This is a genomic window from Bacteriovorax sp. As-1, from assembly GCF_058446905.1.
In genome coordinates this window covers 1,513,369-1,538,081 of the sequence record NZ_CP184341.1, presented here as the reverse complement: position 1 = coordinate 1,538,081, position 24,713 = coordinate 1,513,369, and the positions used below count along the sequence as shown (strand labels likewise).

Here is a 24,713-nt window from a genome sequence, read left to right as displayed (position 1 = left end):
TTAACATTGGAAAGTTTTATCAAAATACTATATGAAATGAGAGTGGTTAAGTCAAAATGAGAAACACAAGAATTATGACTGGATTATCCCTGTATTTGTGAGATTATAGATAAGATGAAGCAATGGGCAATTCGCATATTTATCTTCCTGCTGGCACTCATGGTTCTAGTAACTATTGGTGTGTACATTTTTGTTAAGACAACACTTAACGAGACATCAATCGCTCTTTTGGAAGACAAAATTTTAAAAAGCTACGATCCTTACATCACTTCTTATCCGACAGTGACACTTGAAGAGGGCTCTCTGGTCAAAAGAGAAGAACTTCAACGCTTTTATCTCTTTACCGCAGAAAAAAATAGTTTTGATGATTTTATGGCGCGCTCACGCGAAAGCGGTGCAATCACAGACCTAAGTGCCATCCCTGGTTTGTTGCAAATCAATCATGACGTCTCTTTTAAAAACCTGATGAGCAACGATTGTGTTGAAATCTACTGTTACCAACACTACTTGCCATTTGAATACATCCCTTCAATTTTCTGGAAGGGTCTTATCGGAGTAGAAGATCAACGCTACCTTGATCACTTTGGTGTTGATCTAAAATCTTTATTCCGTGCTTTCGTGACCAATTTAAGAACTATGCGCTACACGCAGGGGGGATCGACAATCTCTCAACAGCTGGTAAAAAACTTATTTTTTACAAATGAGAAAACGTTTTCGAGAAAATTAAAAGAAATGGTCGTTTCAATTTATATTGAAACAAAATTTCCTAAAGAAAAAATTCTGGAAGCTTACCTGAATGAAGTTCATTGGGGTGCTCTTCAGGGAATCAAAATGAAAGGGGTTCTTTCCGCTTCACTTTTTTACTTTGGTAAAAAACCAGCTGACATCACGCCCTTTGAAGGTGCGATCCTGATTGGTCTTTTAAAAGGTCCAGGTTATTTTCACCCGCTTAAAAAACTGGAAAGACTTCAAGAAAGGGCCGACGTTGTTTACAAGAAACTCGTTCAGGAAAACTTTGTTCCTAACGATCCAAGCCTCATCTGGAAAAAAGCGGACTGGGATAACTGGACTGCACGCTTGAAGAAACTTGAGAGCGCTCGTTATCACCAGTCGATCTGGAGAACATTAAACGATCAGGAGCCAACGCTTTCAGAGTATGAAAAATTCGTGCTTATTCAAAAAGTGGCCGATGTAAAAAGTAAAATCAATGATCGCTTTAACGACAAATTCAACACTGTTGATATCTCGGTTAAGGTTATGCTTGGACCATTGAGTTCAGACTCTTGGTACAGTTACTACAACCGCGTAGAAAGAAATAAAGAAAAGGCCCTTTCAAAAGAAAGACACCAAGTCGGAAGTACAATTAAGCCGATTATTTACAGTGTCTTTGAAGACCTTGGACGCAGAATGGATGAATGGGTTGTGACTGATCCAATCACATTGCAGCTAAAGTCCGGGCCGTGGACTCCAAGAGAGGCCCATCGCAATCTTCCAGCGCAGGTGACTTACACAGATGCACTTTTAAAGTCACTTAACCGTCCTGTGATAAGAATAGCCAGCGAGCTGGGATTTCCTCAGGTTGAAGAAAAGTTAAAACCGTATTTTCCAGAATTAAAAACCCCGCTTGACCAATACCCATCAGAACTTCTGGGAAGTATGGAGCTGAGTATGAGCGAGCTTAGAGACGTCTACGCAAACTTTATTAAAACAGAATGCGGCAAAATAAAAAACAGTGAGCGCTTCATGGACCAGTCGGTGCTTCAGCTTCTGTCTGACCCGAACCAAACGACAGTTGAGCGCGCGGTAGATGTTGTTATGCAAAAGCTTAGGTTTTTCGGTAAAACCGGGACCACAAACAATGGTTATGACAACTGGTACGTGGCCTTCGATGGTAAGAATATCACCCTGATCTGGGTTGGATACGAAGGCGAGCGCAAAACAAAATCACTGGGATTATACGGTGCAACTACCGCCTTTGATGTCTTCCAGAATTATTACCGCGACAGAGGTAAGCGCTTCCAGCAATTTGGTTGCGAACTCGTCCTTAATTAAGGGCCCTTTTTTTAAGGACATACTTGCAAAAAAGCGCTTCTGCGTTTATATTGAATCCACAAAAGATTGGGGTGTCGACAAGTGGTAAGTCAGCAGATTTTGATTCTGCCATGCCAAGGTTCGAATCCTTGCACCCCAACCATTTTGTAAAATCAGTCCCACATTTATTTTAGAGAGGATCTTGTGAAACGAATTGTCTTAGTTTCTGGTTCTTCAAATCCAAGTCTTGCCAATCAAATATCAGATTTTTTAGATGTGCCGCTGGTTAATCCCCAATTAGTTCGTTTTGCTAATGGTGAAATTTTCTGTGAAATTGAAAAGCACGTTCGTGGTGCTGATGTTTTTGTTGTTCAGTCAACAAGTGCGCCAGTTAACGATAACCTGATGGAGCTTTTGATTATGATCGATGCTCTTAAGAGAGCTTCGGCTTCATCAATCACAGCTGTGATTCCTTTCTACGGATACGCCAGACAAGATAGAAAAGCTTCTCCGCGCACTCCGATTTCAGCAAAACTTGTTGCCGATATCGTAACGGTGGCCGGGGCAACGAGAGTCGTGACAATGGACCTGCACGCAGGTCAGATTCAGGGATTCTTCAATATTCCATTCGATAACATTTACGCTTCACCTGTCATCTTAAACTACATCAAGAAAGAAATTTTTACTGAAAACTCAGTCTTTGTTTCTCCTGATGCTGGTGGTGTTGAGCGCGTTCGTTTCTACGCTAAGAAATTAAACTCAGATATCGCCATGATTGATAAACGTAGAACAGGTAAAAACATCGCTGAAGCGATGAACGTTATCGGTAACGTTAATGGCAAAGAATGTATTATCATCGACGATATGATCGACACAGCTGGAACACTGGTTGAAGCCTGTAAAGCTCTAAAGAAAAACGGAGCGACTAAGGTGTATGCTTGTGCGACTCACCCGGTATTTTCTGATCCTGCGATCAAGAGAATTTCTGAGTGTGCTGAACTCGATAGAGTGATCGTCACAGATACTATCCAGTTAACTGAAGCTGCTAAAAAATGCGATAAGATCAAAGTTTTATCAACAGCAGAACTTCTAGCGAAAGCTATCCACAGAACATTCAACAACGATTCTGTCAGCTCACTGTTTATTTAGGTGAGGAATTGATGGACCGTTTGATTGTTGGGCTGGGAAACCCCGGAATAAAATATCATTACACTCGCCACAACATTGGCTGGGATGTTTTTGAAGAGCTTAGTTTCGCGGGCAATCTGAAATGGACAGATAAGTTTAAGGGCCAGTACGCTGTTTACCAAAACGGTGATGAGAAGATTTATTTCTTAAAACCCCAGACTTTTATGAACCTTTCAGGTGAGAGTGTTCAGCCTTTGATGAACTTCTTCAAGATTCCAGTTGAGAACATTCTGGTTGTTCACGATGAGCTGGATTTACCGTTTGGAACAATTGCTTTTAAAAAAGGCGGTGGTCTTGCCGGTCATAATGGCTTGAAATCTATTGCAGGACTCTTAGGGACGCAGGAATTCAGACGCGTTCGCGTAGGGATTGGCCGCCCGGTTCATGGCGATGTTTCCAATTGGGTTCTCTCAGGGTATACCGGAGAGGATAAAGACTTTTTTAGACCCTTTTTAAAAGGGAGTGCCCAGGCGCTTGAAGAATATATCAAACTTGGTTTTGATAAAGCAGCGACGGCCTATAGTAAGAAAAAAATTGTTTAAATAAATAGAGGAATTTTTATGGGATTAAATTGTGGAATTGTAGGTCTTCCAAACGTTGGTAAATCGACAATCTTCTCTGCTATCACTTCAGCTCCAGCAGAAGCTGCTAACTATCCATTTTGTACGATTGAGCCAAACGTAGGTATCGTAGCGATGCACGACCCACGTATGAAAGCGATCGGTGATATTATCGGGCCAGAAAAAATGATTTATACGACAGTTGAGTTCGTAGATATCGCCGGTCTGGTAAAAGGAGCTTCAAAAGGTGAAGGTCTTGGAAACCAATTCTTAGGTCACATCCGCGCAGTAGATGGAATCGTTCATGTTGTTCGTTGTTTTGACGACGGAGACATTATCCACGTTCACGGAAAAGTTAATCCAAAAGATGATATCGAAACAATCAACCTTGAGCTTGCGTTTGCAGATCTTGAAGTTGTTGAGAAGAAACTTGCCAACATTCCAAAACTTTTAAAGTCACAAAACAAAGATGTTCTAACGTCTGCAAAAATCCAACTTCCAATCCTTGAGAACTTAAAAACTCAACTTGAAGCTGGTGTGGCCGCTAGAAACGTTGAAATGTCTGATGAAGACAGAGAAGCAATCAAAGACTTAAACCTGATTACTGGTAAAAAAGTTATTTACCTTTGTAACGTAGACGAAGAAGGTCTTTCAAAAGACAACGATTACGTAACAGCAGTAAAAGCATACGCTAAAGCAGAAAACTCTGAAGTCATGGTTCTTTGTGGAAAATTAGAATCAGAAATTGCAGCTCTTGAAACTCTTGAAGAGAAAAAAGAATTCCTTGAAGCGGCAGGGATTACAGAGTCTGGTTTAGATAAACTTACTCGTGCAGCTTACAATATGCTTGGCCTTAAGACTTACTTCACCGCAGGTGTTAAGGAAGTTCGCGCATGGACTTTCCACGATGGTTACAAAGCACCTCAGTGTGCAGGTGTTATTCACTCTGATTTCGAGCGTGGATTCATTAAAGCAGAAGTTTTCCACTTTGATGACCTGATCAAATACGGATCAGAAGCAAAAGTTAAAGAAGCTGGAAAATTTAGAGTTGAAGGTAAAGAATACGTCGTTAAAGATGGCGATATCATGCACTTCAGATTCAACGTCTAGTTAAACGCATGCCCAGAAAAATCCTCCTCTTCATCCCCGGTTACTACGGGTCAATGCTAAAGGAAGAAAGGACCGGAAAGGTCCGCTGGGCAAAAGCTTCAAATTTTCTTCTCAGCCAAAAAGGCATCTCACAAAATATTCCTGGAACCCAAATTGGCTCATTAAAAAAACTGGTCACAGCAGGCGTTTTAAAAAACGTTCGGGTCATTCCCCGTCTTTGGGTTGTTGATTCTTATGGGAAAACCCTTTCTCAATTAGAGACCTTCACTAAGGACAATCAGATTGAATTAGCGACAGTTGATTATGATTGGCGTGATGATTTTCTTAATTGCTTAAAAGTGATTGATCAAAAAATTAAAAGCTTCAACCTACGGGACTCAGATGAGCTCTATGTTCTTTGCCATAGCATGGGTGCTCTTTTGATGTCTTATTATCTCCGTTACGGGGCTCAAGATGTTGAGAGAGCAGTAGAGAATTGGGAAGGGCTTCGCTACGTAAAAAAAGCCGCGCTGATTGCTCCACCTCTCCATGGTTTAATGATTTTATTTCGCGATATGGAAGATGGAACAAGACTGGCCTTTAACCGCACACTTCTTTCAGGCCTTGATTACTCAACATTCCGGTCGAGCTACTTTTTTCTTCCGCCGAAAGGAGAAGATGTTGGAATGGAGAAAAATGGCGATAAGCATTCGCTTGGGCTTCACGATATTGAAAAATGGCAGAAGAATTCATGGGGGCCGTTTAAATACGCACGCCCGGAAGAGCAAAAAGCTGTTTTTGAATTTGTAGAAAAACAAATGCAGAGATCGACTAAATTCCATTCGCTTTTAAGAGCGCCGGTGGTCAATCATCCTTCGGTGAAGATTCCTCTTTTGCATGTCAGAGGACTTGGCCGTAAGACGCTCGAGATTGCGACATTAAAACGCACAAAGAAACGGTTAAAATATAGCTTCACCAAAAAAGGCGCAGTTGACGGTGACGGAACTGTGACTGCGGTTTCAGGAGCTTCTTTGAGCTATTTTAATGTTTTTGATTTTCACGGAATGGATTGCAGACTCGGGCATTTGGACGTTTTGGCCAAACCCGAGTCGCAAAAAATTATTCAAGATTTCTTTAAAAAATAATTACTTTAGAGAAGTTGAAAACGTCACTTTAAACGTTTCATCAAGCGGAGTCGTCAGCACGGAACGATTCGATAGAAGTGAATAGAAAAATTTATTTCTATAAATCAGCTTCACGTAGTTTCTCGTTTCTTCATAAGGAATGGATTCAATCGTCGCTAATGGATCTTCATTCCTAAAGATTTCTTTTTTCCAGCGGTCGATTCTGTTTTCACCGGCGTTATATGAGGCCAGGGTGTAAATCAGGTTGCCATCAAACTTTGTGAATAACTGCTTTAAATATTTTGTTCCTAGTGCGACGTTTGTTGAAGGATCACTTAAGTGCTTCACTTTGATTTTTCGGTTAAAGCGTTTTGCTGTTGCAGGCATTAACTGCATTAAGCCCTTAGCGCCTACACGAGAAGTGGCTTCAGGATTAAAAGCAGACTCTTGTCTGATAAGCGAAATAACAATAAGTGGATCAAGGTCATTAGAGTTTTTCTCAATAACGTTGAAATAACTCAGAGGGAAAACGTACTTAATTAAGCGGTAGTTTAGGCTTAATGAGTTTTCACCTAATGAATCCTGGAAAACTTTAAATGACGTAATGAACTTGTCTTGCGAGTGCAGTAGGCGCACAAGATTTAAGACAATAAACTCTTTATAGTCATTATTTGAAATTGTTTTTACTGTTTCAGTATCTTTAAAGACATCTTTTTTATCCAATCCCTGAATATAACGAAGCTCTAAAGTTGCAAATCTCTCATGCCCAATTTTATTCCATACAGCAAGACGTTTTAATGAATCTTTAAGCGTGTCTGTTGCTACATCCATTTTAAATTCTGCCGGAGAATCCTTGGTGATAAGTTTTGAAAGGATTTCCTGCTCGCTCTTTCCTTTTTCTTGAGCTGCAAGCTCTTTTAAAGAGATGATTGAATAGAATGAATAGGGAGAGCTATTGATGATCTTATGGAAATAATCATTAGCTTTTTTTATACTGCCCGTTTTTAGAAAAGAGTAGGCGATCCAGAATTGAAGTTTTGAATCGTAAGAATCAAAATTCTTCTCAAGGTTGTTTTTATCAACCACGGCCTTCATTGCCTTGTAATCTTTGTTAATTAAATGTGGCCATAAAAGATAGAAAGTCGATTCAGAGTTTTCTTCTTTTGGGGCAATCGCTCGAGAAAGTGCAAAGATCTCAATGGCGTCGTTGTCACGACCTTTGTAGTAAAGAGCTTTGGCAGCTAAAATAGTTCCAACCCAAGCGCGTCTTTCATCAATAAATTTCTTGTTTTTACCGTAAAAGTTAAGGGCGGCAATAACTTGGCTTTTGGCCACGGTGAAATCACCTTTGTCGCTGGCATCTTGTGAGTCTTTGATTAAACGCTGGAATTCTTCCTGAAAGAAAGTGCCAGAGTTGTTATCTAGGTGCAAGTTGTTCGCTAGGAATTGGTTAAGTAGCTTACTAACATGTAAGTTTACTAAAATAGCTGAAGTAGGTTTGGTTTTAAAGTCGACGTATTTCGCAATCAAAATGTCTGAGATCTTCTCGTGCTCAACTTTGTTGCCCTTGAAATGTTTTAGCAAAGCTGAAACTTCAGACTGGTTTTCTCCGCTGGCATAAAAAGGAGCAGCGTCTTTTAGATAGTTCAGGTCTCTCGTCGACAGATTAATGTTAGGAGAGAACTTTCTCATGTTTTTTAAATACAAAAAACGACAATAGCGATCAAGCGTAATGTCCATCCTGTGTGCCAGGCTTTCTGTGAATTCATTAACCGGGCGAGTTTGGATCGCACAATTTGTGTAGAACGAGTCCTGGTCTTTGATGGCCAAGATTTTTTCAAGGCGATCTACCATCGAGTTCAAGTGATCGAATGAATGCGATTTGCCTTTGTATGAAGAAATTTTTTTAATCGTTGCTGGGTTTAGTTCATTTTTTGTCAGTTCATTGTAAAGAGTCACGAGCTCTTTTCCATAGTCTAGATCAGCTGGAGAATAGTTCAGCTTGAACGGAATATCATCGGCCATGGCAATGGATGCAAAATTTAGATTAGGATTAGCCAGCGCCACAGAAAGTGAACATGTGGTAAGCGCCGCTAATGTGATTAGCCGTAAAATAAAGACCTCCGTGTCTTGGCCTATTTTAGTTAGTTCTTATTAGTAAATCTCTCCTGAATTTCAGAGAGCCGCGAAGAGATTTCATTTAGTACGACTCGTTTGTCGTCCGGGACAACGAGGCTTAGGTTATTTATATATGAATTTACTTCGCTTAAATAGACCAGGTCATTTTTGTACCCGTCTTCGATATACTCGATCGTGTCGTTCAGATCATCTGCAACGTCTTGGAAATAGTCGCCTTTTCTAAAGAACAATTTCCCTGGATTAAATCCCTCGCGGATAGCGCGCAAATGTTTTTGCAATTTATATAACGGCCCAGCAATTCGGTGGGAGAAAAAGATACATCCAAAGAACGTCAGGATGGCAAAACCGAAGTGAAGACCAGTTAGAAGCAGGATCAATAAATCGCGTTTCTCGCTGTAATATAGAGCAATTTCAGGGTTTTTCAGAGCGAAGTTTGCGCTGATCGCACTCAATAAAACGTAGATAGTGAATGGATAAATAAGTCCGGTTACGAATACCAGGATAGAAGCATATAAGCTCAATCTGTATTGGAACTTGGGATTAATTAAATAGATTTTTCTACTGTAAGACACGAGATCCCCTAAAGCATTCAAAATATACTTTTATTTTAGTGTATAAAGGCGCGCACTCCTAGGAAAAATTGAAACACCCTGACAATTGTTGACGAGTCCCATCAGTCATTGGAAAACCTTTAACAATCGCAGCTCTTCAGGTATATATACCCTTGGAAAAAATCATAATTTAGGGGCTTTTATGACCATTGAAAACATCCAAAATCAATTAAAAGTGATCGTGAATCCAAATACGGGAAAAACTCTTCATGAAGAAGGAAGAATCGTTGAAGTAAAAGCAGACCAAAATGAACTGCTATTTAAATATAAACGCGATGGAATTACACCGGAACAAAAGCGCGCGATCGAAACACTTGTTGTAAATATTGCAGCTCCAACATATTCGGCAGAAAAAGTAACGGTTCTGACAATTTCGGAAAACTCTGCAGATGTTTTTGCTGGAAAAACTTTTACTAAGCCAGAAACAAAAGCAGCACCTGCGGCCGCAGCTCAAATTAAAACAGGGCATGGTCCAGTTGGACAAAATAAAAAACACGTTGCTGGGGCAAAAAAAGTGATCGCCGTCTCTTCATGTAAAGGTGGAGTTGGTAAATCGACAGTGTCGGTTAACTTAGCTTTCGCTCTAAAAAATCTTGGATTAAAAGTAGGTCTTTTGGATGCAGATATCTACGGGCCATCAATGCCTATGCTTCTTAACCAAAGAGGAGCAAAACCAGGTGCGACTCCAGAGAAAAAAATTCTTCCAATTGACGCTTATGGGATTCCATTCATCAGCTTCGGTCTTTTTATCAATGAAAAAGATCCAGTTATCTGGAGAGGGCCAATGCTTGGAGGAGTTTTAAACCAATTCCTTTTCGACGTTGCTTGGGAAGGATTAGATTACTTAATTATCGATCTTCCTCCGGGAACAGGTGATATGCAGCTTTCAATGATTCAGGCGACTGACATTGATGGAGCTGTTGTTGTTTCAACTCCACAAGAGGTGGCAATCCTTGATTCGAAAAAAGGTCTTAACATGTTTAACCAGGTTAAGGTTCCGGTTCTGGGAATGGTGGAGAACATGAGTTATTTCGTTCCAGACGACAACACTTCTAAAAAGTATTTCATCTTCGGAGAAGGTGGAGTTAAAAAAGCGGCTGAAGAACTTAATGTTAATCTTTTAGCTGAAATTCCTTTAGAGATCGCTCTTCGAGAGGGATCTGACCAAGGGAAGCCATACATGAATGAAAAGAAGTATGAAGGCCGTCCTGTTTGGAATGCTTACATGCAGCTGGCGAAAAACATCAATCAATGTTTCAACGGCGAACCTCAAGGTGAATCAAAAGGTTTTTTTAAAAGACTTTTTTCATAAACTCACACTAGAATAGAGTTATGAATAACTTGATAGAAGTTTTAAAAGAACAGGCCTCATTCGGATTTACGGGAAAGATTAATCTTCTCTCGAAAGAAAATGGCCAGTTTCTCGGAGTCGTCTATCAACAAGAAGGTCTTATTGTCGGTGCCCAAATTAGGGAACTAAGAGGCAAGAAGGCGCTTTTAAAAATGATCTTCGACGACGTCGAATCCAACGAAAATTTTAAATTCATTGTCGAGCCGGAAGTTCTTCCGGCCGAAGTGCAAACCATGAAAATTGCCTTCGAAGAAATTAAGCTCGAAGCTCAAAAACACTTTCAAGAGTACGTCTCGGCCAAAAAACTACGCCCTGCTGCTCACCTAAAACTGGTTATTGACCCTGAGGTTATTGTCTCTAAAGACGACATTACCCCCCTGGAATTTGATGTCCTGGCAGTGATTAGCGAGTGGTGCAATGTCAGTGATATCTATAAATACAGCAAGTTAATGGATTTTGAGGTCACCCACGCCCTTGTTTCTCTTCGTAAAAAAAGAGCAATAAAGGTGTTCCAAAACTAAGGCGAGAGCATTAGAATTTCATGGTTTTTATAAGTGATACATTGGAGAAACTATGAAGAGTCAGGTACACAATCAAACTGAATTAAAAGAATTAAACGTTAAAATCGAGAAGGAAGTTGTTGAATCTTTCGAAAGAATGGCAAAAGCTTCAGGCCTCTCTATGGCAGACATGGTGGTAATCGCGATGAAAAGATACCGCTCGTCTCACTCAGACTGGGATGTTAAGTCTCCGAAATCAGAATAAGTCTAAAATATAGACACCTGGCCGTAGCATGTAAATGTTATAGCCAGGGTGTTTAAAAACTAATCACTTCCTTTCCACGGTCAAAAAAACATACATTTAAATTCAATATCTTAACCTCAAAAATACCCGATTAAAGTGTTTTGAAACATGGCATTATCCTTGCTCCTTAAAGCTCAAACAATTAAGGGGAACGGTTATGAAAGTTTTAACATCTAAAAAGGCCATCATCGCAATCCTGAGCTTAGGTTCTGTGGTTCTAGCTGGTACACTTAAAGATATTAATTCACGCACCGTAAGTAGAAAGCATGCTCTAGAAGAACTTCCAGTAGAAAGAAGTTTAGCTTCAGATGTTGCACCTTCAATGAGGATTGCAGTTATGAGGGTAGAGATGTCGGAAGCCTTTAAGGTTAACGGTAAATGGGAAATCACTCGTATTGTAGGAAGCGATGAAGTTGTTACTTACGATAAGCTTAATAACCCGGAAGACTCTAAGAAAAACATTGTTGTGCCACTTAAATTAGTTGGGACTTCAAGTGTAATGGTTAATAACGATAGAGACCTGGTTTATAAGATCTCTCTTCTTTCAGACTTTGGAACAATCGCTATCTTTAAAAAGATGGGTAACGGTTTTGAAATCATTGAAGCGAGAATGATCAGAGAGAAGAAAGCAGAAGTAGCTATTTCTGAAGAAGTTGAACTGGTGCTTGAAAGAGCTCTTAACCAGTCAAAGTCTAGCAAGATTCTTTCTGGTTCAGATATTTCTGGTGAAATGACTTTAACAAAAAAATCGATTGAAGGACTAAGTGTATCTTTAACAAATACTAACGGTGAAGTTCAAAGCATTGACATCGCCAGCGCTCAACTTTTAGATGGTGGATCGTTTAAAGCTGACGTAGATGGTGAAGAGGTTTCTGGTGTAGTCTTCAACAATGGTAAAGATGGATACAGATTAAGCTTCGTAACTGGTCCACTAGCAGGTGCAATGCTGAACTTCGTAACTGCAGCAGAGCTTGAAAAGGTAGAACAAAAAGATGCTGAACAAAACGATAACTACTTTGAGCAAGAAGAACAAAAGATTCAAGAAATAGCCCAAAACGAAGTAGTAGAAGAAAGAAGAGAGATGGCAGAAAACGTTGAGAACTATGAGCCGGTAAAAATTTTAAGTGCTGATGAAATTAAAGAAACAGCAGAAACTCAAGGCTTCAACTTCTAAAAATAAAAACCAAATAAACAACACGAAAACCTCGCATCAGCGAGGTTTTTGCGTTTTAATGGTTTCATGGAGAATGATATATGATTTCATGGGAAGATTTTGAAAAGGTCGATATTCGCGTTGGCACCATTGTTCAGACAGAGGAATTCCCAGAAGCGAAAAGACCTGCTTATAAATTATGGGTAGATCTCGGGCCGGAACTTGGAATTAAGAAGTCGAGCGCACAAATCACGACAGTTTATAAACGAGAGGAGCTGGTAGGAAAGAAAGTTTTAGCCGTGGTTAATTTCCCTCCTCGTCAGATTGGAAAATTTATGTCGGAAATCCTGGTGACGGGATTTTATTGCAATGATACAGATGTGGTCTTGGCCACTGTCGATCAAGCTGTGCCTAACGGAGTAAGGCTAAAGTAAGTGGAAACGAGAAATTTTAAAGTAAACTCAAAACTTCTACCTGTCGGATTCCCGCGAGAGTTCGATGCCCATATTTACTATAAAAGCGAAGAGCTTGAAGCCGCGACTTTATTAAGAAATAAAATTAAGAATCACTTTAAAGATGTGACGTTTTTTGTAGGGGATATGATTGATGTTCCTATAGGACCACACCCAATGCCGATGTTTGAGGCGAACTTTCCCCAAGATATTTTTACCGAAGTTGTCTTATGGTTAATGAAAGAAAGAGGGACCTTTAATGTCCTTGTTCATCCCCTATCAGGGGATGATTATTATGATCATACACAGGGGGCAATGTGGTTAGGTGATTCAGTGAAACTGGATTATTCTAGGTTCTAGTCCACTTATCAATGATCGTATCAAGCACATAAGAAAAACAAAGTCCCAGAAGGCAAAGAATCAGGACTCCTGCATACATATCAAAAGTATCTTCCTCAATCTTTTGAAAGAACCCTGTGCATACTTCCACTTAATTTTGGACATGGTCTCATTTCTAATTTTCTTTTTCCTCTTTTATCTGGGCATCAAGTTCTCTTGGAAGTCTAATTGATAATTATAATGTAACGACATTTAGTTCAGTGCCATCGATTCTAAAAGTAGTTTCTCGTTTTGGAGAAGTGCCCAAAAAAAAACACTCAAAGATGTCTTCTGTGCTTCGGATTGGTTAAGTGGCGTAAGGTTACATAACATGTATGGCATGACGGAGTTGGCTTCATGGGTTGCCGGTGATTTAAAGAGAACTCAAGGATATAAGGAAAGTGCCTTTGATTTACCTTGGAATGCAGAGGTTAAAATTGTGAAAGAAACAGGAGAAATCTGGATAAAGTCTTCTTCGTTAATGAGCGGCTATTTCAATGACCCGGAAGCGACAGAGAAATCAGTAGAGAATGGATGGTTTAAGACCGGTGATGTCTGGGAAGTCTCCTCAGAGCATATTATTCTTAAAGGCCGCGCTGATAATGTTATCAATCTTGGTGGAATAAAAATTTATCTAGAAGAAATCAATCCATAGGATGCTTGGTCGTGCCAAAAAATTCGTCGTTTAAAATAGGTGGCCTGGAAGAGCTTTCAATCTTCCACCGTGGCGGTGGAAAAGTTCACTTGTTGGATATCTCAGGAGATATTAATAGAGTTAAAAATCAGAATCATCTCAGTTTTGGTGATGTCTTCCACGATGGCTCCCACTCAAAAACCTGGGTGCATGAAATCATTGCCGCAAAAATCAGTGATTTATGTTGAGCTCTTAATTGCTTTTCAAAACGAGTTTAAAATCAAATTTAGCACGCAGGAATTTTTCTCGCTTCGATTAATAGACAATATCCGAAAGGGTGTTGTGGATAAATTGCAAAAATAAAAAAGGCCCCTTTCGGGGCCTTTCGTTTATTACTTACCAAGTAAGTTTTTAAATTCTTGAGTCATGATCGGAACGATTGTGAAAAGGTCACCAACAATTCCGTAGTCAGCTTTTGTGAAGATCGGAGCATCTGGATCAGTGTTGATCGCTACGATAACTTTTGATGTTCTCATACCAGCTAAGTGTTGGATCGCTCCAGAGATACCACAAGCGATGTAAAGAGATGGAGCAACTGTTTTCCCAGTTTGTCCAACTTGCATTGCGTGTGGAGCAAATCCAGAGTCTACAGCGGCACGTGAAGCACCAACTGTTGCACCGATAACGTTTGCCATTTCTTCAAGGATTTTGAAGTTCGCAGCGTCTTTCATTGCACGTCCACCAGATACGATGATGTTTGCTTCAGTTAAGTCTAGCTTTTCAGAAGCTCCTTTTACGATGTCTTTAATTAGCGCGCGGATTGCTCCAGCGTCTACAGCATCTTCTTTTACGCTAGCCGCCCCAGCTGTTGGGTTAGCGTTCATTCCAAGTGCATTTGGTCTTACTGTTACAAAGTGTGGTTTTGGTCCTTGTAATTCCACTTTAGCGAAACACTTACCAGCAAATAGTGGGCGAGTTCCAGCGAATTTGTCGCCTTCCATGATGAAGTTTGTTACTTCAGATGCCATACCTGCATCAAACATAGTTGCAACACGTGGAAGAAGATCTTTTCCAAGTGAAGTTGCTCCAGCAAAAACGTAATCATAAGATCCACCAGCGATGAATCCTTTAAGTGCGTTTGCGTATCCTTCTGGAGTGTACTTATCTAAGTTAGCACCCTTTAGAGAGTGAACGTTAGCAGCTCCGAATTTTGCCAGGTCTGCAATTGCTTCAGCCGGGATTGCTCCGATTGCTGCAACATCAACAGTGTGGCCTGAAAGCTTTCCTAAGATTTCTAAAGTCACACCTTTAACGTGTGATCCGTGAAGTTCTGTGAATACTAAAATTTTAGCCATAAAATCCTCTTAAATTAATTAAATTACTTTTGCTTCTGTTCTAAGTAGACCAACAACATCTTTTACAACCTGAGCTTGTTTTGCAGCATCAGTTGCATCGAATTTCTTCCCAGGTGGTTTTTCTGGTGGAAGTTGGAAGTTAGAATACTTCACTCTTTTATCTGCGTCAGAAACACCAACGTCAGCAAGAGAAAGTGTCGTAAGAGGTTTTTTCTTCGCTTTCATGATACCTGGAAGAGAAGCGTATCGTGGAGTGTTGATCCCTTTGTTACAAGCGATCATTGCTGGAAGTTTAACACCGTAAACTTCTAGGGCCCCACCTTCAACTTCACGTTTTACAGTGATGTCAGAAGCATTTCCTTCATATCCAACAACAACTGAAACCGATGGAAGGTTAAGCATTGTTGCCAGGATTTGAGGAACCTGAAGACAGTCATCATCGATAGCTTGTTTACCAGAAAGGATAAGGTCTGGAGTTTTTCCAGATTTTTCAATCGCGCCCTTTAGAGCTTTCGCGATCATATAAGAATCTAAGTTATCAGCTGCTTCAACCAGGAAAGCGTCGTCAGCTCCCATGGCCATAGCTGTTCTTAGTGCTTCTGTGTCTTTTACACTTCCAACGCGAACAACTGTTACAGTTGAACCAGCGTTAGCTGCTTGAACAAGAAGAGCTTGCTCTACTGCAAATTCATCATAAGGGTTCATAATCCATTTAATTGAGCTAGTTTCAATAAATGATCCGTCACCAGATGGAACAATCTTTGTTTCTGTGTCTGGTACTTGTTTTACGCAAACGAAAATATTCATATATAAATTCTCCTGGGGTAATTACCTGGTAAATATTTCTTTAGCTATAACTAATCGCTGAATTTGAGATGTGCCTTCGTAGAGCTGGATGAGTTTCGCGTCTCGCATGATTTTTTCGACGGGATACTCTTTGCTGTATCCATATCCACCATAAATTTGTACCGCATCCGTCGCTATTTGCATACACGAATCGGCCGCAAACGCCTTAGAGTAAGACGCTAATTGAGTGTTGGGTTGATTGTTGTCTAGAAGCCACGCCGCCTTATGCACCAGAAGTCTTGAAGCCTCAATTTTCATGGCCATGTCGGCAATCATAAATTGAATTGCTTGATGATTGGCAATTGGCACATTGAATTGCACGCGCTCTTTCGCATATTTTACAGCGTGGTCAAAAGCACATTGTGCGCCACCGACAGCACTTGAAGCAACCATTGGTCTAGAATGATCCAGAGTCTTCATGGCAATCTTCCAGCCTTGATTTAGACCGCCTAAAATATTTTTCTTTGGAACGCGCACGTTATTGAAAGTCACAGCTCGGGTATCCGAGCAACGATGACCCATCTTGTCTTCTTTTTTACCGACTTCGATTCCTGGAGTTCCTTTTTCAATCACAACGGCCGTGATTCCTTTGTGCTTTAAAGCAGGGTCAGTTGTCCCATATAAAACGAAAAGATCAGCGTATCCGGCGTTGGTGATCCACATTTTGTTTCCGTTAATCACAACGTCGTCGCCGTCTTCTTTAATCAGCGTTTTGATTCCACCAGCATCCGAACCATTTCCAGGCTCTGTTAAGCAGAATGCAGCGATTTTATAGTCCTGAGTAAAAGGTGTGAGAAATCTTTTTTTCTGCTCATCATTTCCCCCGATCACGATAGGAAGAAGGGCCAGGTCATTGGCCATGATGGAAGTGTTCATCCCCATACAGCCGTAGGCTAGAGCTTCAGTGATAATCATTGAATCGATGGCTGTGAAACCGTTTCCACCGTACTCAGTAGGAATACAAGTGTTCACAAGTCCTAATTCCCATGCCTTTCTTAAAATATCCAAAGGCATTGTTGCTTTTTCATCAAACTCAGATGCCTTCGGCATCATTTCGTTTTTTGCAAACTTCATGGCGAGATCTTTGATCTCGAGCTGGTCATTCGTCAGGTTGAAATCCATAGATTTTCCTTGGTGATCTTAGATGATCTGGAGATATTTTGATCTAGATAATTTTACTTCCCGAAAGCGATTTAGGTCAATCAGGAAATAGGAGTCGCAGTGTTGTCGAAGGTGAATGTGAAATTATATTTTTGTTGCAGATGTTTAAAACCCGGAAGCTCAGATAATGGGAGAACAACAAAACTTCTCGTGAACAGGCGAGGGTGAGGCAAAGTAAGTTTCTCACTTTCAATTGTCAGATCACTCCAAAAAAGAATATCGAGATCAATAATCCTAGGCCCTTTAGGTATCGTGCGATTTCTCCCCATCATTTTTTCTGTTTCCAGAAGAAAATCCATGATGCTCTCTGGCGAATCAGCAGGAAGCTTAAACTCTAATACTTGATTATAAAAGTCTGGTTGATTGAGATAATCCACGGCCGGGCTTTCATAAACTCGACTTTCAGCAATGAAAGTGAGTCTTTTAGAAAGTAAGTCACGGGCCTCTTGGAGATGGGCTTTGCGCTCGCCGAGATTTGAACCTGTCGCTATAAAAAGTGACATGATTATTTTGTCGTCTTATTTGTGTCGTCTGTATTCGTATTGGGACGAACTTGATCTTCAACGTTGGAGACGGGGGGCTTATTCTTTGTGCGCTCGATTTCTTCCGGTGTCAGCTCAGTGGTCCCGGTGTACTCGCGGATGTAAGAGTCAACGCTTGTATTTGGGTACTGCTCAGGTGGAGCTTTTACTCCACAGCTAAATAATGTGATTGAAGTAAGAAAAAAAAGAAGTCTTTTAGAATTCAAGAGTCATACCACCGCTAATAATATCGCTTCCTAAGTCGGCCCTAATGAACCAACCAGGTACAATCCTTTTTAGAACAGTGGCACCAAAAATAACAGAACTCTTTTTTAAATCATCAACTAATGCCAGTTCATTTTCCCTTTGGGGAGCGGTTGTTGTTCCGTCATCTACTCCTGCCCCCGGAGAATCGACGTTAATAACCTGGTAGCCGACGTAAGGCATGATGTAGCTATAGAAAGGCGCACTGAAAGTATATTTAAATTTACCGGTAATGTTCACCATTCGTGTGTCCAGACCAGTTGAAGGATAGTCATTAATCGTGTTCATTCCGGCACCTAGTTCGGCCCAGATGTTATCGCTTAACTGGTATCCCCATGAAGCGTTGAAGTGCGTGTAGCGTTTACTTGCGCCTTGGTCATCTTTCCCTGAGATTAAACCAACTCCAGCAGAAATCAGATTGTCTGTTTTAATTAATCGTTTTGATGTTTCTTCTAAAGATAAGTCATCATCGTTAAGGGTCGTCGAGTTGAAAAGATCGTCTTCGTCTTGAACCTTAAGATCGTTTTTGACTTTTTCAGCAGGAGTTTTTGGGGCCTTTTCTAAGTTGACGTAATAACTATCGTCACCTTTAAGAACTAAAACCTCTTTACCTTCGTTAAGTTGCTTCCAGAGATTGACGTTGTAAATCTTAACGATCTTAATCCCTGACATCTGCTCGTCATTTGTTTTAGCAACGAGTGCACGACAAACTAATTTATTGGCAAGAAGAAGGGAGATGAAATCACCTTTGGAAAAAGTCTTGTTCTCGTTAGTGAGGATGAAGATTTTTTTAGAAGGTGAGATTCTTTTGATCGTTTCCGCGACTAAATTTGGGGCCTCATCTGACTGAGCGGTCTCCATGCGGTCTTCTTCCTCTATATCATCTAATACGTTTTGGGCATATCCCGCCGAAATCATTAGCGTAAATAGTAGAGTAAAAAGAATGGGTAATTTCATATCCTTTAAGAACATAAAATTATTCTAGGATTTCGCGAAAAATTTGCAACTTAAATAATTCCCGCACCTTTTGTTCCACTTTGGTGACTAAACTATTGTGCAACTTTTGCCGATATACGTACCAAGAAGAGGTATTTATATGAAGATTGTTACCCTACTAGCTTTAATTTTAACCCTGAGTGCTTGTAGCCTATCTGACTCTAGAAAAGAGGAAGTGGCAGTTCATAATGATGACCTGGAGTTCGCAGTAGACACTCTTGGTGATCAGCCTTCTAATTCAGAATTTAAAGTTGAAGAACAAAAAATCACAGAATCAGTTGTTCCAGACGAATACCAGGCGCCACAGCCACAAGAAAATGAAATGGCAATGACGGCACCTGAAGAGCCAAAATTCGAAGAATTCAAAAAACCAGATGAAAAAGTGGAAGAGTTCCTGGCCCACAATACGGTAGAAGCTCCGGCTAAAATCCGTGTTGAAGAGCAGCCGGCCATGAATTATGGACCGATGGAAACATACCGCGTTCAAAAAGGTGACACAATGATGATGATCGCTTTCAAAATTTACGGTGACTACCGTAAATGGAAGGACATTAAAGAGTGGAATAAGGGCGTAAAAAAACTTTCAGAAGGTGTAGAGCTGAAATACTATGTGCCGGATCAAAAATTTGGATGGATGCCAATGGGTCTACCATACCTGGTTAAGACGGGTGACACTCTACAAATCATTTCTATGGATAAATACGGAACGACAAGAAAGTGGAAGTCTATTTACGAGAATAACCGTCCACTTATTAGAGATCCGAACCTGATCTTCGCAGGCTTCACGTTATATTATCAACCGACACGTGATCTTGCTTCTGAGCCAAAATAATCTATAATCAAAAGATAATGGTCAATAACCGCAAGGCCCAATTAAGTTGGGCCTTTTTTATTTTTTATGAAACTATCTTTTAATTTAATTCTTTGCCTTGCCCTGGGGCTTCTTTTATCTGCTTGTTCAAGCACTAAAAAAGCAACAATCGACTACACCGGAATGGGTGAGCTGAAAAACACTGACTATATCGACCACCTGGCTTCGGCCGGAGGGGATTATTTAAGTTACGAAGAGGTTAAAACCATCAAGCTGCTTCCAGCAAGTCAGGAATACCTGGAAGATGTTTATGAACGTCTGGTCTCTAACAATCAGATGATCTTAAATCTTTCAGAAAAGCCCAAGTTTTATATCATCCAACATAAATCTCCATTCTTATTTTCTCTTCCGCGCTCTCAGTTCTTTTTTTCGTCAGCATTAATTGAACGCTACTTAAAAAGTGAAGAGCTTTTTGTGGCGGCCTTTGCTGCCGAGATCGTCAGAAGTCAGCGCTATGTTTATGAAAAGCAATTCCTGCTGCCGTTAGGTTTTTACAGCACGGAAAAAATGATTCAATTAACCCGCCTTAAAAATGAAACTAAAGTTCAGGTCAATGAATGGGCCTACTTTATTTTAAAGCGCTCGGGGTACGATGCTTCGGCTTATTTGAACTGGATTCAAATCCAAAATAGGAATACTCTGGATTTCGCTCTTTTCCTCGGAGACCCGATCGGGATTTCAAAAGAAGAGCACTTATTTAAAAATTTCATGTCGAAACAAGGTGTACTGGGAGTTGAAAAAAGATTCAATGAAGCCAATTCATCTAAAGCATTTTATAAACTGTTAAATAATATTGTGAGTAGAAAATGAAGCCAGAACAATCAGAAAGAATCCTCGTTGAAGAGCTGTTTAAAAAAACCATCCATAAAAATCTTCTCAGCGACGATCATGTTATTAACGTTGAGAAATTGACCGGAGATGCTTCAACTAGAAAGTACTACCGCATCTGGACATCAAAAGAGTCTTACGTGGTCTGTTTAGATAACCCAACAGCAGAAGATGCAGATGAGCCGACATTTCTAAAGCTTCAGCGCGTGCTTCACGCAGAAAAAGTCCGAGTTCCCCTTATTCATGATAAAGAGCTTTCGACCGGATACATTCTTGAAGAAGATTTAGGAGATGTGACGTTTCTAAAGGATATCGCTCATGTTGAAGGCGTGAAAGCTGAGTGTGAATATTATATTAAGGCCATTGATTTAATGGCTTCAATTCACAAGATCGATACAAAAAAATATGAAGGTGAGAGCTTCACTAAGCTTGCTTTCGATACAGAGAAGCTTTACCAGGAAATGGAGTTTACAAGAAAGTACTTCCTAAAAATGTACTTGGGGCTAGATGTAGAAACAAAGGAAGTTCAGGCCCTTTATAAAAAACTGCATGATATGTGTGTGACTCTTTCAGGTCAGCCGCGTGTGTTGGTTCACCGCGATTATCACTCGAGAAACCTGATGATTAAAAATGGCGAGCAAATCGTTATTGATTTTCAGGATGCGAGAATGGGCACACCTCTCTATGATTTAGTGTCACTGCTTGAAGACTGTTACTACCAAATTAATGATACAAACAAGAAACTTCTGATTGAGTATTACTATAATACTTATTTTAAAACGATTGACCCAAATAAAAACTTCGAGCAATTTAAATCGATGTATGACCTGATGGCGATCCAAAGAGTGTTTAAGGCCATTGGAAGTTTTGCTTTTATTTATGCCGATAGAAAAGACCTTCGTTACATCAAATACATTGGATACGCCTTTGAAAAAGTCAGAAGCATTATGCTAAATCACGAGCATTTTGCGAATGAAAGAAAAATCCTTTCGAGCCTATACTATGCAAATTGATCACGCGCTAATTTTATGTGCAGGAATGGGAACCCGTATGGGGGAGATTGGAAAAAAAATTCCAAAGCCTCTGTGGCCGGTGTTTTTTAAAACTCTTTTGGAGTTGCAGGTTGATTACTGCCATTCTTTGGGGATAAGGAGAATTTTTCTTAATACTCACTTTCTCTCTGAAGAAATTGAAGCTCACCTCAAATCAAATCCCAAATTTGTAGAGGTCATCATGCTTCAAGAAGACCCGCTTTTAGATTCAGGCGGGGCCATCCACAATATGGCCTCAAGAGGGGATGTAAACTACACTGGGAATTTACTTCTGGTAAATGCAGATCAGTTCCTTTTTTTTGATCAGAAATATTTCACTGATGCCCTGGCCGCATTGGAAAATTCGCGTGCTGCTTTGTTTGGAATTAAAGTTGATAAAACTGCCAAGTATAACGAAACAGTATTGGAAAATGACCTGTTGAAAGAAATCAGAAAGGCAGATGGAACTTACGATTATGTAACGTATTCGGGCCTTGGGATTTTGAAGCTGGATTCGCTTTATCACGTATCCGGGATTTCAAAATTTTTTGAAACAGTGGCTAATTATAAAAAAGAGCGAGTGCATTTTGTTGTTCCGGAAAAGTTCGAATACTGGGATTTTGGAACAGCTGAGATTTATTTTAATAGTATCCAGGAAATATTTCATGCGCTTAAGGAAAATAAACGCAATCGCCTGATGGATTTTTTGCAAGAGAATAAGGCGCTGGAAGGAAACGTCGATGCATTTTTTAACGACGAACTTCGTTCAGTAAACCTGGAAGGCAATGGTGAGTTTTTTGCCAATGCGATTGTTGGAAAAGGAATCGTGCAGAAATTAAACTAGAAGATTTTCTTCTTGGTTTCTTCAGTGATAAGTTTGATACAGTCCACCGGGCATACTTCAACACAGGCATTGCACAGAGTGCACGACCATGTTTCTACGATATACTGAGTGCCGTTTTTTAGGATAGCATTTTCGGGACAAATTAAATTGCAATTGTCGCATGAAATACAAAGTGTGTTAATTTCAAGATATGGTATCATTGGTACTATAATAGCAAACCTCTTGCACGACTTCCGGCAAGGGATAAAATTTCCTCAGTAAACGATGAAAATTCTAAGAAGAAATTACGAACATAGAAACCTGATCTTGTTTTTGATCTTTTCCCTGATCTATCTCCAAGCAATTTACTCGCTTTCTAAAGGTGTCTCACTTATTTCTCTCGATGGTGCCAAAACCTTTTTAGGAAACCACTCTTTCATCCAGGCCTTAACAGCAGTAACTCTCTATATGATTGTGACGGTCAAAAAGCATTCAGATAAAATGCTACTATTTTGCCTTGGTGTGATTACGGCCAAAAACTTCATCATGCTGGCGGCGACATTTAATAAGCTCATTCTGGGATTAAACTTTGTTTATCTCATCTTTGCTTTTTATTTCTTTGTGACTTGGGAATTGGAAATCGCCAAGGCTTCTTACAATCCAAACTTTGCTGAAAACGACCTGGAAAAAGAGTCGCGTTTTCAATTAAAAGGAAGAATTGAAGGCACTAATGGTGAAGATGGATTTGACATCCACATTACTAATATTGATGAAAATAGCTGTTTTGCCCTGTTGACTAGAGAAGATGCCAAAGATTTCATTGATTCTCTGGACACTAAAGCGACTTACCAATTGGTTGCAAGCTATGAGGGGATTAACTTCACTCATCCGGCCTTCCTGACTTCGACCTATGACCGCGGAATTGGCCTTGATTTCATTAAAGAGAAGAAATCTGATATCCAACTGGATTGGTCGGACTTGTACAAAGTTTGCCTAGAAAGAGGCCTTTTTAGTTAGTCTCTTAATTTTCCCTGGACCAGTGCCGAAAAGTCAGACATGAGTAATGATGACACATTAATTTCCAAGCTAATTTCTGAAACCTACACTGAGGCCCCTGATAAGGATCAGCCAAATGCTGTTGTCGATTTGAGAATTTATTTTGAAAGAAAACTTAACGAAGTTGATTTCAACTCACTTAGCGATTATCTCATTCAACACGACCTGAGAATGAGTGAACTTACTTTTCAATCGGGAAGCAAATGCTATCGGCTGGTTTATAACAAATCAGTTCTGGATTTCCCATCGAACTGGTCGATCTTTAAAGACATCAAATCAGAAGACGTCGTGTACGTCGATCAATCTCTTGACCAGGATTTTCTACTGGATATTTTCTCTGAGCTGACGGGAATTCAATCGAACCTAGCACTTGTGAAAGAGGACAGTGGAGTTAAATTAATCTATCTTCCTGAAGAAGTTTCTAGGGATCATGTGAAGTGGTTCAGAGGATTTTTTGAGAAGAAGAATCTGGAAAAGTCACAGGATGAAGCGGCCTAAATTTCTTCAGACCGCTTATTACAATTTAATTATAGACCTAGGTAGAATTCTTTCATCATCTTCGCGTCTTTTTCAAGGTTTGGCGAGTTACAGATGACGTATCCTCGACAGTCAAAGTCTTTAAGTGCACGAAGAAGATCGCGCCAGTTAAAGTCTGAGTCTTCAAGGTTAAGGTGCTTTAAATCACCTTTAGAGTTAGAAGAAATCCCAGAGATATGAATGTGCATGTTCTGAAGAGCATTTGGATCTAACTCTTCTTTTAATTTCTTAAGTACAGTGCAGAACTCTTCATACGTGTTGTACTCGTTTGTACGAGCAAACAGGTGAGAGAAGTCCATACATGGTGAACATGAAGAAACTGATTTTGTTAAATCGATAAGCTCTTCAAGTGAACCGAACTGAGAAGTCTTTCCTGTAAGTTCAGGACGAAGCTCAATCTGGATATCAAGACGGTTAAGTCTTTCTTCAATCACGTTAAGTGATTTTTGAACCAGGTCGAATACATCATAAGGAGAATCTTTCATATAGAAGGCAGCGTGGAAAGTCATAGACTCAGCTCCACATAGATCAGAGATCTTCGCAGTCTGGATGATTCTTTCTACAGATGAATCGATTTTATCTTGTTCGCGAGCGTTCAAGTTAATGTAGTACGGACCGTGTGATGTTAAAGGAATTCCTAGTTCGTAAGAAACCTTACGTAATCCAGAAGACACTTCTTCCTTCATACGAACACCGTGAGCAAATTCAAGTTGCATACAGTCCAGGCCTAAAGCGTGAACTTGCTTAACTCCGTCGATCGGATTATTTTTCTTTGGCGTAGAGTTCGGAACCCCTGCTGTACCAAAAAGAAGACGTTCAAATTTCATATAGAGCTCCCCAAGTAATAAGACTCGAAATCATCACATTGTTATCACAAATCCGAAAAATACGAGAGACGCGTCGTGAAAAC

Annotated in this window: 29 protein-coding genes and 1 tRNA gene; 20 read left to right on the top strand and 10 right to left on the bottom strand. The window is 40.1% G+C overall.

Annotation, left to right across the window (positions count from 1 at the left end; translation table 11 throughout):
• Positions 1–114 precede the first annotated feature (114 nt).
• From ACN20O_RS07885 to ACN20O_RS07860, 6 genes are all read left to right on the top strand, one after another.
• Entirely contained in the window at positions 115–2,052 is a 1,938-nt protein-coding gene (locus ACN20O_RS07885; protein WP_491638793.1) for a transglycosylase domain-containing protein, read from the top strand.
• A 67-nt stretch (positions 2,053–2,119) separates the two neighbouring features.
• A tRNA-Gln gene (locus ACN20O_RS07880) sits at positions 2,120–2,194 on the top strand.
• 41 nt (positions 2,195–2,235) lie between these two features.
• On the top strand, positions 2,236–3,180 hold the full coding sequence (locus tag ACN20O_RS07875; RefSeq protein ID WP_491638791.1) for a ribose-phosphate diphosphokinase: 945 nt from the start codon (positions 2,236–2,238) through the stop codon (positions 3,178–3,180).
• 11 nt (positions 3,181–3,191) lie between these two features.
• Positions 3,192–3,761, top strand: a complete 570-nt coding sequence (pth, locus tag ACN20O_RS07870; protein ID WP_102245381.1) for an aminoacyl-tRNA hydrolase — start codon at positions 3,192–3,194, stop codon at positions 3,759–3,761.
• Between the two features lie 18 nt (positions 3,762–3,779).
• Positions 3,780–4,889 (top strand): redox-regulated ATPase YchF, encoded by a 1,110-nt coding sequence (ychF, locus tag ACN20O_RS07865; RefSeq protein WP_491638789.1) that lies wholly within the window; start codon positions 3,780–3,782, stop codon positions 4,887–4,889.
• 53 nt (positions 4,890–4,942) lie between these two features.
• Positions 4,943–6,013, top strand: coding sequence for a lipase/acyltransferase domain-containing protein (locus ACN20O_RS07860; RefSeq protein WP_491638787.1), 1,071 nt, complete (start codon positions 4,943–4,945; stop codon positions 6,011–6,013).
• On the opposite strand, the gene ACN20O_RS07855 is transcribed toward ACN20O_RS07860, so the two are convergent.
• Together ACN20O_RS07855 and ACN20O_RS07850 are read right to left on the bottom strand one after the other, a co-directional pair.
• Positions 6,014–8,017, bottom strand: a complete 2,004-nt coding sequence (locus ACN20O_RS07855) for a lytic transglycosylase domain-containing protein (protein WP_491638785.1) — start codon at positions 8,015–8,017, stop codon at positions 6,014–6,016. It abuts the gene before it with no gap.
• Positions 8,018–8,136: 119 nt separating this feature from the next.
• Positions 8,137–8,703, bottom strand: coding sequence for a hypothetical protein (locus ACN20O_RS07850; protein WP_491638783.1), 567 nt, complete (start codon positions 8,701–8,703; stop codon positions 8,137–8,139).
• Between the two features lie 181 nt (positions 8,704–8,884).
• Here ACN20O_RS07850 and ACN20O_RS07845 point away from each other — a divergent pair, with 181 nt between their 5' ends.
• From ACN20O_RS07845 to ACN20O_RS07810, 8 genes are all read left to right on the top strand, one after another.
• Positions 8,885–10,054 carry an Mrp/NBP35 family ATP-binding protein gene (locus tag ACN20O_RS07845; protein WP_491638781.1) on the top strand — a complete coding sequence of 390 codons (1,170 nt, stop codon included), beginning with the start codon at positions 8,885–8,887 and terminating at the stop codon, positions 10,052–10,054.
• A gap of 20 nt (positions 10,055–10,074) precedes the next feature.
• Entirely contained in the window at positions 10,075–10,614 is a 540-nt protein-coding gene (locus tag ACN20O_RS07840) for a hypothetical protein (protein ID WP_491638779.1), read from the top strand.
• 52 nt (positions 10,615–10,666) lie between these two features.
• Positions 10,667–10,858, top strand: coding sequence for a RepB family protein (locus ACN20O_RS07835; protein ID WP_491638777.1), 192 nt, complete (start codon positions 10,667–10,669; stop codon positions 10,856–10,858).
• A gap of 196 nt (positions 10,859–11,054) precedes the next feature.
• Positions 11,055–12,071, top strand: coding sequence for a hypothetical protein (locus ACN20O_RS07830; protein ID WP_491638775.1), 1,017 nt, complete (start codon positions 11,055–11,057; stop codon positions 12,069–12,071).
• An 80-nt stretch (positions 12,072–12,151) separates the two neighbouring features.
• Positions 12,152–12,484, top strand: a complete 333-nt coding sequence (locus tag ACN20O_RS07825; RefSeq protein WP_491638773.1) for a tRNA-binding protein — start codon at positions 12,152–12,154, stop codon at positions 12,482–12,484.
• Positions 12,485–12,862, top strand: coding sequence for a DOPA 4,5-dioxygenase family protein (locus ACN20O_RS07820; RefSeq protein WP_491638771.1), 378 nt, complete (start codon positions 12,485–12,487; stop codon positions 12,860–12,862).
• Positions 12,863–13,220: 358 nt separating this feature from the next.
• Positions 13,221–13,535 (top strand): hypothetical protein, encoded by a 315-nt coding sequence (locus tag ACN20O_RS07815; protein ID WP_491638769.1) that lies wholly within the window; start codon positions 13,221–13,223, stop codon positions 13,533–13,535.
• An 11-nt stretch (positions 13,536–13,546) separates the two neighbouring features.
• A complete protein-coding gene (locus ACN20O_RS07810; RefSeq protein ID WP_491638767.1) occupies positions 13,547–13,762 on the top strand; it encodes a hypothetical protein in 216 nt (71 codons plus the stop codon).
• A 144-nt stretch (positions 13,763–13,906) separates the two neighbouring features.
• Here ACN20O_RS07810 and ACN20O_RS07805 read toward each other — a convergent pair whose 3' ends face one another.
• The 6 genes from ACN20O_RS07805 to ACN20O_RS07780 form a co-directional block, all read right to left on the bottom strand.
• Entirely contained in the window at positions 13,907–14,869 is a 963-nt protein-coding gene (locus ACN20O_RS07805; protein ID WP_491638765.1) for an electron transfer flavoprotein subunit alpha/FixB family protein, read from the bottom strand.
• Between the two features lie 18 nt (positions 14,870–14,887).
• Complete coding sequence (locus ACN20O_RS07800; RefSeq protein ID WP_491638763.1) at positions 14,888–15,676, bottom strand: electron transfer flavoprotein subunit beta/FixA family protein; 789 nt, start codon at positions 15,674–15,676, stop codon at positions 14,888–14,890.
• 21 nt (positions 15,677–15,697) lie between these two features.
• Positions 15,698–16,837: an acyl-CoA dehydrogenase family protein gene (locus ACN20O_RS07795; RefSeq protein ID WP_491638761.1), complete on the bottom strand. Its 1,140-nt coding sequence runs from the start codon at positions 16,835–16,837 to the stop codon at positions 15,698–15,700.
• Positions 16,838–16,917: 80 nt separating this feature from the next.
• Positions 16,918–17,379 carry a 2-amino-4-hydroxy-6-hydroxymethyldihydropteridine diphosphokinase gene (gene folK, locus ACN20O_RS07790; protein WP_491638759.1) on the bottom strand — a complete coding sequence of 154 codons (462 nt, stop codon included), beginning with the start codon at positions 17,377–17,379 and terminating at the stop codon, positions 16,918–16,920.
• Between the two features lie 2 nt (positions 17,380–17,381).
• Positions 17,382–17,624, bottom strand: coding sequence for a hypothetical protein (locus ACN20O_RS07785; RefSeq protein ID WP_491638757.1), 243 nt, complete (start codon positions 17,622–17,624; stop codon positions 17,382–17,384).
• Positions 17,614–18,618, bottom strand: a complete 1,005-nt coding sequence (locus ACN20O_RS07780) for a hypothetical protein (protein WP_491638755.1) — start codon at positions 18,616–18,618, stop codon at positions 17,614–17,616. Before ACN20O_RS07780 ends, ACN20O_RS07785 begins: the two co-directional genes overlap by 11 nt.
• A 139-nt stretch (positions 18,619–18,757) precedes the next feature.
• Between ACN20O_RS07780 and ACN20O_RS07775 the strand changes: the two genes are divergently transcribed.
• From ACN20O_RS07775 to ACN20O_RS07760, 4 genes are all read left to right on the top strand, one after another.
• A complete protein-coding gene (locus tag ACN20O_RS07775; RefSeq protein ID WP_491638753.1) occupies positions 18,758–19,489 on the top strand; it encodes a LysM peptidoglycan-binding domain-containing protein in 732 nt (243 codons plus the stop codon).
• Between the two features lie 66 nt (positions 19,490–19,555).
• Complete coding sequence (locus ACN20O_RS07770) at positions 19,556–20,338, top strand: hypothetical protein (RefSeq protein WP_491638751.1); 783 nt, start codon at positions 19,556–19,558, stop codon at positions 20,336–20,338.
• Positions 20,335–21,369, top strand: a complete 1,035-nt coding sequence (locus ACN20O_RS07765; RefSeq protein ID WP_491638749.1) for an aminoglycoside phosphotransferase family protein — start codon at positions 20,335–20,337, stop codon at positions 21,367–21,369. The genes ACN20O_RS07770 and ACN20O_RS07765 overlap by 4 nt, the downstream gene beginning before the upstream one ends.
• The gene (locus ACN20O_RS07760) at positions 21,329–22,231 is read left to right on the top strand and encodes a nucleotidyltransferase family protein (RefSeq protein WP_491638748.1); all 903 of its coding nucleotides are present in this window, start codon (positions 21,329–21,331) and stop codon (positions 22,229–22,231) included. The genes ACN20O_RS07765 and ACN20O_RS07760 overlap by 41 nt, the downstream gene beginning before the upstream one ends.
• Here the strand turns inward: ACN20O_RS07760 and ACN20O_RS07755 are convergent.
• On the bottom strand, positions 22,228–22,431 hold the full coding sequence (locus ACN20O_RS07755) for a 4Fe-4S binding protein (RefSeq protein ID WP_102245353.1): 204 nt from the start codon (positions 22,429–22,431) through the stop codon (positions 22,228–22,230). The genes ACN20O_RS07760 and ACN20O_RS07755 overlap by 4 nt on opposite strands.
• 64 nt (positions 22,432–22,495) lie before the next feature.
• Between ACN20O_RS07755 and ACN20O_RS07750 the strand changes: the two genes are divergently transcribed.
• Together ACN20O_RS07750 and ACN20O_RS07745 are read left to right on the top strand one after the other, a co-directional pair.
• Entirely contained in the window at positions 22,496–23,227 is a 732-nt protein-coding gene (locus tag ACN20O_RS07750; protein WP_491638746.1) for a hypothetical protein, read from the top strand.
• 39 nt (positions 23,228–23,266) lie between these two features.
• Positions 23,267–23,764: a hypothetical protein gene (locus tag ACN20O_RS07745; protein WP_491638744.1), complete on the top strand. Its 498-nt coding sequence runs from the start codon at positions 23,267–23,269 to the stop codon at positions 23,762–23,764.
• 29 nt (positions 23,765–23,793) lie between these two features.
• Here ACN20O_RS07745 and ACN20O_RS07740 read toward each other — a convergent pair whose 3' ends face one another.
• The gene (locus tag ACN20O_RS07740) at positions 23,794–24,630 is read right to left on the bottom strand and encodes a TIM barrel protein (RefSeq protein ID WP_491638742.1); all 837 of its coding nucleotides are present in this window, start codon (positions 24,628–24,630) and stop codon (positions 23,794–23,796) included.
• Between the last annotated feature and the right edge of the window lie 83 nt (positions 24,631–24,713).